Origin of the sequence: Sphingobium sp. SYK-6 (assembly GCF_000283515.1) — a bacterium.
In the GTDB taxonomy this organism is placed as follows: domain Bacteria; phylum Pseudomonadota; class Alphaproteobacteria; order Sphingomonadales; family Sphingomonadaceae; genus Sphingobium; species Sphingobium lignivorans.
In genome coordinates this window covers 2220268-2231901 of record NC_015976.1, presented here as the reverse complement: position 1 = coordinate 2231901, position 11634 = coordinate 2220268, and the positions used below count along the sequence as shown (strand labels likewise).

The following is an 11634-nucleotide window of genomic DNA, read 5'->3' as shown; positions in this document are numbered from 1 at the left end:
CCGCCTGTCCGGCCTTTTCATGGCCGGCCGGGCAGGGCCGAAGCAAAAACGGGAAGAGGCTCAGGCGGCCTGACGGAATTCCAGCTCGAGCCGATCCCAGATCTCGCAGAGCGCGCTCACCAGGTCCCGCATCATCTCTTCGGAATGCTGGGGGCCGGGCGTGAAGCGCAGCCGCTCGGTTCCGCGGGGGACGGTGGGATAGTTGATGGGCTGCACATAGACGCCATATTCGGCGAGCAGGATGTCGCTGATCCGCTTGGCCTTGACCGGATCGCCGACCATCAGCGGCACGATGTGCGTCACGGAATTCATGACCGGCAGGCCGTTCGACGCCATTTCCGCCTTGAGGAAGGCCGCAGCAGCCTGCTGCGCATCGCGCTCGGCCTGGCTCGCCTTGAGATGGCGGACAGCCGCCAGCACGCCGGCGACCAGTACGGGCGAAAGCGAGGTCGTGAAGATGAAGCCGGGCGCATAGCTGCGGATCACGTCGACGATCACCTTGTCCGCCGCGATATAGCCGCCCATCACGCCGAAAGCCTTGCCCAGCGTGCCTTCGATGATCGTCACGCGGTCTGCGGCTTCGTCACGCTCGGTAATGCCGCCGCCACGCGCGCCATACATGCCGACCGCATGGACCTCGTCGCAATAGGTCAGCGCGTTGAACTCGTCGGCCAGATCACAGATTTCATGGATAGGCGCGATGTCGCCGTCCATCGAATAGACGCTTTCGAATGCGATGAGCTTGGGCGCTTCCGGATCGGCCTCGGCCAGCAGCTCGCGCAGATGATCGAGATCATTGTGGCGGAAGACCCGCTTCTCGCAGCCCGAATTGCGGATGCCGGCGATCATGGAGGCATGATTGAGCTGGTCGGAGAAGATGATGCAGCCCGGTAGAACCTTGCCCAGCGTCGCCAGCGTGGCTTCATTCGAGACATAGCCGGACGTGAAGAGCAGCGCGCCTTCCTTGCCGTGCAGGTCCGCCAGCTCCCATTCGAGATCGATATGGTAATGCGTGTTGCCGCCGATGTTGCGCGTGCCGCCAGAGCCGGCGCCGACATCATGCAGCGCTTCTTCCATCGCCGCGATCACCTTGGGGTGCTGGCCCATCGCCAGATAGTCGTTGGAGCACCACACCGTGATCGGCTTGGGGCCGTTATGGCCCGCGAAGCAACGCGCATTGGGATACATGCCCTTGTTGCGCAGGATATCGATGAAGACGCGATAGCGCCCTTCCGCATGCAGGCGCTCGATGGCCTGATTGAAGACATGCTGATAATTCATCTTTGGCAGCACCCCGACTTCGATATTTCGCGCCTCTACCAGCAAATGCCGGAAAAGCCACTGATAACAGTTCGCAGAATTTCCATCATAATGATCGCTCGGCGACTACAGCGCCTTGATCGATGACAAACCGTAGCGGGCCAAAGCGGGCGCCAGTGCCTCGATCGAGGCATCGACGCGCGTGAATACCGCAGCGCCCTCGGGCGTGCCCGTCGGCCAGGGGGCATCCCCATTGAGATAAGCGATGCGGCGGGCGATTCCAGCGCCGCCATCCAGGAATGTGAGGGGACGCGGCGCGGCTGCGGCGAGCTCATCCTCCACGAGCGGGAAATGCGTGCAGGCGAGGACCACCATGTCCATCCGCTCGCCGCCGGGCTGATCGAGAAGGCCCGCCAGCGCGCGGCGTGGCACGGCAGGATCGGCCGGCTCGCCCCGCAGGCGCGCCTCGGCATAAGTGACCAGTTCGGCGCTGCCGTGGCGCAGGATCACGCAATCCGCGCCATGCTCGGCGGCGAGTCGATCCACATAAGGTTGGCGGACCGTCGCGTTCGTGCCGAGCACGCCGATGACCCGTGTACGCGACGCCAGCGCGGCGGGCTTGATCGCCGGCACCGTCCCCACCACCGGAATATCGAGCGCTGCCCGGACGGCCGAGAGCGCGATGGTGGACGCCGTATTGCAGGCGATCACGGCCATTCGCGGATGATAGCGCTCTACCAGCCGGCCCAGCAGAGCGGGGACGCGCGCCGCGATCTCCCCTTCCGATTTGGTGCCGTAAGGGAAGCCGGCGCTGTCGGCTGCATAGACCACGGGCATGTGCGGCAGCAGGCGCCGCGCGGGCGCGAGAATCGACAGGCCGCCAACGCCCGAATCGAAGAAAAGAACGGGAGAGTCCGGTGCGCATGTCGGGTCGGGCATGCGCTTCCTTGCGGCCGGATGCGCCCGCAAGTCAATCCGCGCGCTTTGATCCCGGTCATCGGGACAGCCGCCGCGAGGCCTGCATCCCACGGGGCGGAAAGCAGTTGCTCGGGCGGGCGGCCAATCAGCGCGGCTGGAACATGATGATGGCCATGCCGGTGAGCGCGACCAGCGCGCCGGCCATGTCCCAGCCGGTCGGGCGGACGCCATCGACCGCCCACAGCCAGAGGATCGCCATGCCGATGTAGACGCCGCCATAAGCCGCATAGACCCGGCCGGCCGCCGTGCCATGCAGCGTGAGCAACCACGCGAACAGAGCGAGGCTGATCGCGGCGGGCAACAGCAGCCAGGCCGATTTGCCGCCTCTCAGCCACAGCCATGGCAGATAGCAGCCGATGATTTCCGCGAGCGCGGTCGCCGCGAAGAGCAGGAACGTCTTCAATCCGGAAAGCGCTTTCTCCGGGGCGGCTGTCGCCGATGGCCGCCGTCCCGGATCAACTCAGGCTACCGCTTCTTCGCGCGGATCGTCCGTGCGTAGGCCGGTGCTGCGCTCGGCGGACAGGATGGTGTTGTCGATGAGCATGGTGATGGTCATCGGCCCGACGCCGCCGGGAACGGGCGTGATGTAGCTCGCCTTCTTGCTGACGCCCTCGAAATCGACATCGCCGACGACGCGGCCGTCCGGCAGGCGATTGATGCCCACGTCGATGACGACGACGCCCGTCTTCACCATCTGCGGCAGGATGAGGTTCGGCACGCCGGCCGCCACCACCAGAATATCCGCCAGGATGGTGAACTGGGCGAGGTCGCGCGTCTTGGCATGGCAGATCGCCACGGTCGCGTCCTGCGCCATCAGCATGAGCGCCATCGGCTTGCCCACGATGTTGGAGGCGCCGACTACGACGACATTGCGCCCCTCGATGGGAATGTTCTCATGCTTGAGCAGGTTCATGACGCCATAGGGCGTGCAGGGCGGGAAAATCTGGCGTCCGACGACCAGCGCACCGACATTGTACAGGTGGAAGCCGTCGACGTCCTTCTCGGGGGTGATCGTCTCGAGCACCTTAGCCATGTCGATGTGGCGGGGCAGGGGGAGCTGCACCAGAATGCCGTGGACGGCAGGGTCCGCGTTCAGCGTCTCGATGAGGCCCAGCAGCTCCTCATTGGTGATCGTCGCGGGGAAGCGATGGCTGAAGGACGTGATGCCGACGGCATCGCAGGCCTTGACCTTGTTGGCCACATAAAGCGCCGAAGCGGGATCCTCGCCGACCAGCACCACCGCAAGGCCGGGCGTGACGCCGGTCTTTTTCTTGAGCGCCTCGACGCGCAGCTTCTGCTCGGCGCGCATCTCGCGCGCCACCGCGCGGCCATCGATGATCTTTGCGCCGGTCTTTGGTTCGGCCTTGAGGGCAATCGAGGTCACGGGGAAACCTTTCGTGTTTTGTCGAATCTCTCAGGGGAAGAGGATGCTTCTGTCGCGCATCTCATTTTCAGGTCGATAACGGCAACCGGTCGATCCGTCGAGATGCATGGCGACGAGGCGCAGGACGTGCGTGGGATAGATTGTCGGCAGGCGGGCGGAAAGGAGCGGGCGATCCGTCGCATGAGCCCGGATTTTGAGGAACGGATCGCGGATCTCGGCCGTTTTCCCAGCGACCACCGCCGAGCGGCGGCAACCAGAGGAGAGCATGATGCCAGACCAGCCACCCGCCTTCGACCCGAACAAGCAGCAGCCGGGCAAGAACCCGTCCCCCAGCCAGCCGACGCCGGGAACGACCACCCAGACGTCGAGCAATGCCGCGGTTCAGCAGGCGGCCGAGAAGGAAGGCAAGCGCTGAACCTGATCCCGGGGCCGGATGCGGATCGGTCCGCTTCCGGCCTGCAGGTGCCTGAGCGGTGACAGGAGACCCAGTCCGGGCGCTTATCCCCTTAATCGAGATCAAGTTCTGGTCCTCCCCTTTCCGATAGCATGGGCGGTGAAGGGGAAAGGTGATGCTGAGACGCGACGTCCTTTTTGGAGCGGGCGGGACAGTGCTGCTGGGTGGTATCGGCGTTTATGGATGGCGCTCGTCCACTGGCTCGATGGCTGACTATGCCGAGCATGTTCGCCATCTGCGCGCGCCGCTCGATGTGCATCGGCATGACAGGGAGTTGATCCGGTTCGCGACGCTTGCGGCCAGCGGCCATAATACGCAGCCATGGAAATTCGTCATTCGGCCCGGCGCGATCGATATCCTGCCGGATTTTGCCCGCACCACGCGCGTCGTCGATCCTGACGACCATCATCTCTTCGTGAGCCTGGGCTGCGCGGCGGAAAACCTCGCGATCGCAGCGGCAGCGACGGGGCGTCCGGGTGAGGCGCAGGCGGATGCCGAGGGCAGGGTCCGCTTCCTTCATTCGCGCGGGGCCGCACGATCCGATCCGCTCTTCGCCGCCATTCCCAGGCGGCAATCGGCGCGTGCCGACTATGATGGCAGACCTGTTCCGGCCCATGCCCTCGAGGCACTGAGGAAAGCGGCGGCCGTGCCGGGTGTGCGCCTCGTGCTGCTCACCGAACGGCGGCGGATCGATCCGGTGCGGGACCTCATCGTGGCCGGCAATGATGGACAGATGCGGGATGCGGCTTTCCGGGCCGAATTGAAGGACTGGCTTCGCTTTAACCCCCGCAGCGCCGCGAAAAACGGCGATGGCCTGTTCACGGCGGCCAGCGGCAATCCGGTGTTGCCGGACATTTTAGGACATGTGGCATTCGACATGTTCGTCACGGCGGAAGGCGAGAATGAGCGATATGCCCGGCAGATCGACAGCTCCGCCGGGATCGCCATTTTCCTCGCCGAGCATGAGGACAAAGCGCACTGGGTCGCGGTGGGACGCGCCTGCCAGCGCTTCGCCCTGGCCGCGACGGCGCTCGGCCTCAAGCAGGCCTTCGTCAACCAGCCGGTGGAAGTGGCGCGGCTGAGACCGGCGCTCGCGTCCCTGGTGGGCGAAGCCGGACTGCGCCCCGATATCGTGATGCGTTTCGGCTACGGGCCGACGCTGCCATATTCGCCTCGACGACCGGTCGAGGACGTCCTCGCATAGGCGGTGCGGGGGTGGGGGCCACGGCGAAGTCGTCGCTCGTGCCGATTTCCACAATACTTAGGCAATCGACGTTGTATCTTGACCGATTGCAGCGGGCTTGTTAGTAAGGTGTATGCCTTACCTTTCAACGCCTCTCGACGCAGCGTTCCATGCCCTGAGCGATCCCACGCGGCGCGCCGTGATTTCCCGGCTCGCTGACGGCGAACTCCCTGTCACCGTTCTGGCGGAGCCATTCGAAATGGCGCTGCCGTCCTTCACGCAGCATCTCAAAGTGCTGGAAGCCTCCGGCCTGATCGCGAGCGAGAAGCGCGGTCGAAGCCGGTGGTGCCGACTGGAGCGCGCGCGTTTCGACGAGGCGGCGGAGTGGATGGCTGCGGAGCGACAGCGCTGGGCCGATCGTTTCGATCGACTGGAAGCCTATTTGGACGATACCCATAAGGATGACGATGAACATGGCAAACCCGCTGGAACACTGGGCGCTTGATCGGGAGATCGTGCTGACGAGGGTCTTCAGGCACCCGCGCGACAAGGTGTTCGCTGCCTGGATGGACCCGGATGCGCTTGCCCATTGGTACGGGCCGGCTGGTCTGAAGATCGAGACTCACGAGGCCGATATCCGCGAAGGCGGGGTGTGGCGGTTCGACATGGTGGGCTTCTTCGATGGCAGGGAGCAGCGTTTTCCGAACCTGATGCGCTTCCTGGAAATCGTGCCTGGCGAAAGGATCGTCGTCGATTATGGCACTTTCGATCCCGACGATCCTGACCGCTTCCGAATGACGATAACTTTCGACGAACAGGCCGACGGCAAGACGGTCCTGACCATGCGCCAGCTTCACCCCAGCTCCGAACGGCGCAGGGCCGTCATCGACTTCGGCGCGGTCGAATATGGTCAGCAGACGCTAGACAAGCTTGCCGACTGGCTGGCCGGTTGAGTTGGTGCCGGCGCAGTGGCGGTGCGAGCCTCTCGTCTCTGCGGGGATGCAAGGCGCCTGCCGGGTGAACGGCCGGGCCTGAACGACGAAAGCGTCGGCAAAATGGCGGCGCATGGCGGACAGGGTGGGATTCGAACCCACGGTGAGCGTGAACCCACGGCGGTTTTCAAGACCGCTGCCTTAAACCACTCGGCCACCTGTCCTCGCGCGGCGGCCTAATGGAATATCGGCGCCAAGGAAAGCCCGGGCGATGCAGACGCGGGGCGAAAGACGGTCTGAGCTGTGAATGCCTTCCAGGCCATGGTTTTTGCGCCCGGCAAGGGGCATCGCGCGTCTCGGTGGGGCGGACGCGACTCGGAATGTGCGAGACTTCTCTTTCCGATCCTCGGTCGCTGCCTTGCCTCGGCCTCAAAGTCTGGCACTATATAGGCATGTCCTTTCATCAGCTTCGTCCCTTTCGCCCGCTTCGCCTTCTCGCCTTCTGCATGCTTGGCGCCCTCATCGCGGGGCCGGCGGCGCACGGCCAGCAGTCGGGGTCCACGGTCGGCGTGGAGACCGAACGCGGCTTTGCCACTTATCTCCAGAGCCTGCGACCCAAGGCGCGTGCCCAGGGCGTGAGCGACGCGACGTTCGATCGGGCGATCGCGGGGCTGACCTTCAATCCGCGCGTGGCCGCGCTGGACCGGGGCAACATGCCCACCGCCGCCGATGCGCCCATCCCGGATTTCGAGCCTTATCGGCAGCGCCATATCGACGGGCGCAAGATTGCCCGGGGGCGAGCGGTCTATCAGGCGAATCGCGCGCTCCTGACCGGCATCGAGCGGGATACCGGGGTCCCCGAGGAAATCATGGTCGCGATTTTCGGCCATGAGACGAATTACGGCACGATCACCGGTGACTTCGATCTGCTCCGCTCGCTGGCCACGCTGGCTTATGAGGGGCGCAGGCGCGCCCTGTTCGAGCCGGAGCTGATCGCCGTGATGGTCATGATGGAGCGGGGCATCCCGCGCGAGCGGCTGGTCGGCAGCTATGCCGGCGCCTTCGGTTATCCGCAGTTTCTCCCGTCCGTCTATCTGCGCGACGCGCGCGATGCGGATGGGGACGGCCTTGCCGCGATCTGGTCCAGCCAGCCCGATGCGCTTGCCTCCATCGCCAATTATTTCGTGCGCGCCGGCTGGCGCAAGGGCGAGCCCTGGGGTGTCGCCGTGCGCGTCCCGGCCAATTTGGATCGGGCCGCGTTGGCCGGGCGCACCGTTCCGCCGCGCTGCAAGCGGGTGTTCGAGCGGCACAGCCGCTGGCTGACCATGCGCGAATGGCAAGCGCTCGGCATCGCGCCGGTCTCTGGCAGCTGGCCGGACGGCAACATCATGGCGACGCTGCTGGAGCCCGACGGGCCCGGCCGCACCGCATACTTACTCACTGGTAACTATCGCGCGATATTGGACTACAACTGTTCCAATTTCTATGCGTTGTCAGTGGGGCTCCTTGCAGATGAGGTCAGGCACTAGGTCGGTCATCGCGATCATCATGCTGGGATGCGCCGCTGCCGGCGCGTCTGCCCGGCCCGCGACGGCCACGGGGGCACCGCCCGACGGGCAGCCGGTGATCGGCGAGCCCTATATGATCGACGGGACGCTCCACACGCCCGCGGCCGTCCTCGCCCTGGACGAGACCGGCTATGCCGCGCTGCTCTGGGAAACGGCGGACGGGCGCCGGACGGCCTCAGGCGAAGCTTATGCGCCGGACGCGGTCACCGCTGCCCACCGCACCTTGCCCTTGCCCTCCTATGTGGAAGTGACGGCGCTGGAGAGCGGCCGCACGATCCTCGTGCGCGTCAATGACCGGGGGCCCCTGCTCAACGATCGCATCATTGCCCTCTCGCCGGGGGCGGCTCGTCAACTCGGGCTGAGAGCGATCGACGGTACTGCCCCGGTCCGGGTGCGCAAGGTGAACCCCACCGAGCAGGAGCGGGCGGCGCTGCGGACGGGCCAGCCGGTCGGAGAGCGAATGGAAGCGCCGCCGGGACTGCGCGCCGCTCTGATGAAGCGCTTGCCGCCTGCGCCGCTGCCGCTGGATGTGCCGGTGCGCACGCTCAGCATGGGGAATTCTGCCGAGCCTTCCGCGCCTGTGCCGGCGATGGCCGCCGTGGACCTGCCGGCCCCGGCGGCGCACGCCGAGGCTGCGCCCCAGACGACTCCTGCGGCACCGCAAGCCATCATCCCGCCCGCATCGCCAGGAACGCCTCTTCCCGAGGGGCCGTCCGGGCCGGCGCCCGTTTCGTCGCAGCCAGTGCACCGGCCAGCGCCCACGTCCGCCGCTTCGCCGCCTGCCTCTGCGCCGGACGCCATGTCGCGCCGGGGCGGCTATGTCGTTCAGCTCGCGGCCCTCTCATCGCGCGCAAAAGCCGACGCGCTCGCCAGGGCCGTGGACGGCTATGTCATGCCTGTCGGCGCCCTGTTCCGCGTGCGGACGGGGCCTTTCCAGACGCAGGCGGCGGCCCGCGCCGCGCTTCGCGGCATCCATGCCAAGGGCTATGCAGAGGCGCGCGTGATGGCTAATGACGCTCGATGAGCAGCGGCGCCGCCGCTGACCGAATGACCGTCATGACCGGACTTCCTGATGCGATTCACATTGCCGATTGCCCTGGCGCTGCCGTTTCTTCTCTCGGCCGCCCAAGCTGCCACACCCAGCTATAGTTCCACCGCGCCCGTCGCTTACATGATCGACCTGTCTTCCGGGCGGGTGCTGTTCGAGCGCGACAGCAACAAGCGGATGCCGCCCGCCTCGATGGCGAAGATGATGACCGCTCATGTGGCCTTCAAGCTCATCCGGGAAGGGAAGCTGAAGCTCGACCAGAGCTTCACCGTGCGACCGGAAACCTGGCGCAAATGGCATAGCCAGGGCTCGACGATGTTCCTCTCGGCGAACGAGCAGGTGTCTGTCGAAAATCTGCTGCACGGCATCGTCACGCTCTCGGGCAATGACGCCTGCGTGGTGCTGGCCGAGGGCATTTCCGGCTCGGAGGAAGCTTTCACCGATCTCATGAATGCCGAGGCGAAGCGTCTTGGCATGACCAACAGCCATTTCGGCAACAGCAATGGCTGGCCCGACGAAGGGCGGACCTATGTGACCGCCCGCGATCTGGGCGTGCTGGCGCGCGCCTCGGTCGAGGAGACGCCGGACCTCTACCGGCAGTTCTACACGACCCGCTCGTTCACCTGGGGCAAGACCATGGGCGGATCGGACATCAGCCAGGCCAATCGCAACCCCATTCTCGGGCGGATCGACGGCGCGGACGGGCTCAAGACCGGCCATACCGAGGAAGCGGGCTATGGCTTCACCGGATCGGCGATCCAGAACGGACGGCGCATCGTGATGGTCGTGGCCGGGCTCACCAGCTTCAACGGGCGGATCGAGGAATCCGTGCGGTTCATGGACTGGGGCTTCAAGTCCTGGCGCTCGCGGCCCCTCGCGCGCAAGGGCGCCGTGCTGGGCCAGGCACAGGTGCAGGGCGGCTGGGCACGCCAGGTCGATCTCGTCGCGCCACGCGATCTGGTGGCGACCATTCCCGCCTCGGCCAACGGCCCGGTCAAGGGACGCATTGTCTATAACGGCCCGGTGAAGGCGCCGATCGCGCAGGGTCAGGCCATCGCGACACTGCTCGTGGACGCCGGTGACGGAGAAACCCAGTCGCTGCCGCTCGTCGCCAAGGAGGAGGTCTCGGAAGCGGGCTTCTTCGGTCGGCTCTGGATCGGCTTCCTCTCGCTGTTCGGCTGACGGGCGGGATGCCGCGCGGCCGCTTCATTTCGCTGGAGGGCGGCGAGGGCGTCGGCAAGTCGACTCAGGCGCGGCGCCTCGCGACAGCCCTGCAGCGGCGCGGGCTGGACGTGGTGCTGACGCGCGAGCCGGGCGGGAGCGAAGGCGCCGAAGCCATTCGCGGCCTGCTGCTTTCCGGCGCGGCGGACCGCTGGACGATCCGCTCCGAAGCCCTGCTGTTCGCGGCGGCGCGCGCCGACCATGTGGCGCGCACCATCCGCCCGGCGCTGGAGGCGGGCCAATGGGTGATCTGCGACCGTTTCCTGGACAGCAGTCGGGCCTATCAGGGGGTGGGCGGCGTCCTTGCCGATGCCGAGATACTGGCACTGCATGACGTCGGCTCGGAAGGCCTGCTGCCGGACCGCACGCTGTTGCTGCGCCTGCCGCTGGGCGAGAGCAGCGCGCGCGCCAGCCTGCGGGACGAGGGCGAGGCGGACAGGATCGGCGGGCGCGAAACCATGTTCCACCGGGCGGTGGCCGAAGCTTTCGAGCGCTTCGCCGATGCCGAGCCGGCGCGCTTTCGCCGCATCGATGCCGATGGAACGCCCGAGGCAGTCGAGGCGCGGCTGTGCGCGGCATTGGCGGACTGGCTGGTGTGACGCGCTGGTTCGGCCATGATGCGCAGATCGCGCAGCTCATCGCGGCGAGCGCTGCCGTGCGCATGCATCATGGCTGGATCTTGGCCGGGCCGAAAGGCGTCGGCAAGGCAGGCATTGCCTTTGATTTCGCGAAACGACTGCTGGTTGCCGGTGCAGGTGGGCCCGTCCCGGCCGCAACGCTGGCGCCGGGCGACGAGGACACGCAGGTGCGCCTGCTGAACGGCGGCGCGCACCCGGATTTCGTCCGGCTGGAACGGCTCGAACGCGATGATCGCAAGGGGGACGGGAGCACGCTCGCGCGCAACATCACCGTCGACCAGGTGCGCGGCCTTGCGCGACTGCTGCACAGCGCGCCCTCCATGGGATCGCGCCGGGTCGTCCTCATCGACAGCGCGGATGATCTGGAAGCCGGTGCGGCCAACGCGCTTCTCAAGAATCTCGAGGAACCGCCGGCCGGCGCCATGTTCCTGCTCGTGGCGCATCGGCCCGGCCGGCTGCTGCCGACCATCCGCTCGCGCTGCCGCATGCTGCGCTTTCATGCGCTGGACGATGACGTCATGCAGGCTGCGCTGGCGCAGGCCATGCCGGACCTGCCGGCTGCCGAGCGCGCCCGGCTCGTCGCGAGCGGGGAAGGCTCGCCGGGGCAGGCCCTCGCGATGCGGGCGCTGGACCTGCCGGCGCTGGAGGAATCGCTGGGCGTGATCGCCGGGGGCGGACGCGCGGCGGACGCGGAGCGCGCGAAGCTGATGTCCGCCTTGTCCGGCGTCGCGGCCCGGCCGCGGCTGGAGGCGTTCGTGGAGCTTGTGCCGCGCTTCATCGCGCGCCGGATTCGCGCTGCGCAGGGCCCTGCGCTCGGCCGGGGGCTCGACGCATTCGAGGAAGCGCAGCGGCTGGGGGCCGGCGCCGTGACGCCGCTCCAGCTCGAGCCCGGCGCGCTCGTTTTCACCTTGTGCGATACCGTTGCCGGGCTGGGCGAGGCGGGGGCCGCCCGGTGAGGATGAGCATCC

Annotated in this window: 14 protein-coding genes and 1 tRNA gene; 9 read left to right on the top strand and 6 right to left on the bottom strand. The window is 66.7% G+C overall.

What is annotated here, in order from left to right; genetic code table 11:
* Window positions 1-60: 60 nt before the first annotated feature.
* The 5 genes from hemA to SLG_RS22185 form a co-directional block, all read right to left on the bottom strand.
* Complete coding sequence (gene hemA, locus SLG_RS10055) at window positions 61-1281, bottom strand: 5-aminolevulinate synthase (RefSeq protein ID WP_014076356.1); 1221 nt, start codon at window positions 1279-1281, stop codon at window positions 61-63.
* Window positions 1282-1386: 105 nt separating this feature from the next.
* Window positions 1387-2199 (bottom strand): glutamate racemase, encoded by an 813-nt coding sequence (gene murI, locus SLG_RS10050; RefSeq protein ID WP_014076355.1) that lies wholly within the window; start codon window positions 2197-2199, stop codon window positions 1387-1389.
* A 124-nt stretch (window positions 2200-2323) separates the two neighbouring features.
* On the bottom strand, window positions 2324-2641 hold the full coding sequence (locus tag SLG_RS10045) for a YnfA family protein (RefSeq protein ID WP_014076354.1): 318 nt from the start codon (window positions 2639-2641) through the stop codon (window positions 2324-2326).
* A gap of 57 nt (window positions 2642-2698) precedes the next feature.
* Complete coding sequence (gene folD / locus SLG_RS10040; protein WP_014076353.1) at window positions 2699-3622, bottom strand: bifunctional methylenetetrahydrofolate dehydrogenase/methenyltetrahydrofolate cyclohydrolase FolD; 924 nt, start codon at window positions 3620-3622, stop codon at window positions 2699-2701.
* A 30-nt stretch (window positions 3623-3652) separates the two neighbouring features.
* On the bottom strand, window positions 3653-3859 hold the full coding sequence (locus SLG_RS22185; RefSeq protein ID WP_231848653.1) for a hypothetical protein: 207 nt from the start codon (window positions 3857-3859) through the stop codon (window positions 3653-3655).
* Between the two features lie 31 nt (window positions 3860-3890).
* On the opposite strand from SLG_RS22185, the gene SLG_RS21715 reads away from it, so the two are divergent.
* The 4 genes from SLG_RS21715 to SLG_RS10020 all read left to right on the top strand — a co-directional run bounded on the left by SLG_RS21715 (window position 3891) and on the right by SLG_RS10020 (window position 6212).
* On the top strand, window positions 3891-4037 hold the full coding sequence (locus SLG_RS21715) for a hypothetical protein (protein WP_158512709.1): 147 nt from the start codon (window positions 3891-3893) through the stop codon (window positions 4035-4037).
* Between the two features lie 154 nt (window positions 4038-4191).
* Window positions 4192-5280: an Acg family FMN-binding oxidoreductase gene (locus tag SLG_RS10030; RefSeq protein ID WP_014076351.1), complete on the top strand. Its 1089-nt coding sequence runs from the start codon at window positions 4192-4194 to the stop codon at window positions 5278-5280.
* A gap of 112 nt (window positions 5281-5392) precedes the next feature.
* A complete protein-coding gene (locus SLG_RS10025; RefSeq protein ID WP_014076350.1) occupies window positions 5393-5764 on the top strand; it encodes an ArsR/SmtB family transcription factor in 372 nt (123 codons plus the stop codon).
* Window positions 5733-6212: an SRPBCC family protein gene (locus SLG_RS10020; protein ID WP_041391893.1), complete on the top strand. Its 480-nt coding sequence runs from the start codon at window positions 5733-5735 to the stop codon at window positions 6210-6212. Before SLG_RS10025 ends, SLG_RS10020 begins: the two co-directional genes overlap by 32 nt.
* Window positions 6213-6325: 113 nt before the next feature.
* Here SLG_RS10020 and SLG_RS10015 read toward each other — a convergent pair.
* Window positions 6326-6415 (bottom strand) — tRNA-Ser (locus SLG_RS10015).
* 282 nt (window positions 6416-6697) lie between these two features.
* Between SLG_RS10015 and SLG_RS10010 the strand changes: the two genes are divergently transcribed.
* The 5 genes from SLG_RS10010 to SLG_RS09990 are packed head-to-tail and all read left to right on the top strand — an operon-like array spanning window position 6698 to window position 11622.
* Window positions 6698-7720 (top strand): lytic murein transglycosylase, encoded by a 1023-nt coding sequence (locus SLG_RS10010; RefSeq protein WP_051003861.1) that lies wholly within the window; start codon window positions 6698-6700, stop codon window positions 7718-7720.
* A complete protein-coding gene (locus SLG_RS10005) occupies window positions 7704-8783 on the top strand; it encodes a septal ring lytic transglycosylase RlpA family protein (protein WP_041391891.1) in 1080 nt (359 codons plus the stop codon). Before SLG_RS10010 ends, SLG_RS10005 begins: the two co-directional genes overlap by 17 nt.
* A gap of 48 nt (window positions 8784-8831) precedes the next feature.
* Entirely contained in the window at window positions 8832-9989 is a 1158-nt protein-coding gene (locus SLG_RS10000; RefSeq protein ID WP_014076346.1) for a D-alanyl-D-alanine carboxypeptidase family protein, read from the top strand.
* A gap of 8 nt (window positions 9990-9997) precedes the next feature.
* The gene (gene tmk / locus SLG_RS09995) at window positions 9998-10627 is read left to right on the top strand and encodes a dTMP kinase (RefSeq protein WP_014076345.1); all 630 of its coding nucleotides are present in this window, start codon (window positions 9998-10000) and stop codon (window positions 10625-10627) included.
* Window positions 10624-11622, top strand: a complete 999-nt coding sequence (locus SLG_RS09990) for a DNA polymerase III subunit delta' (RefSeq protein ID WP_014076344.1) — start codon at window positions 10624-10626, stop codon at window positions 11620-11622. Before tmk ends, SLG_RS09990 begins: the two co-directional genes overlap by 4 nt.
* Window positions 11623-11634: the final 12 nt, after the last annotated feature.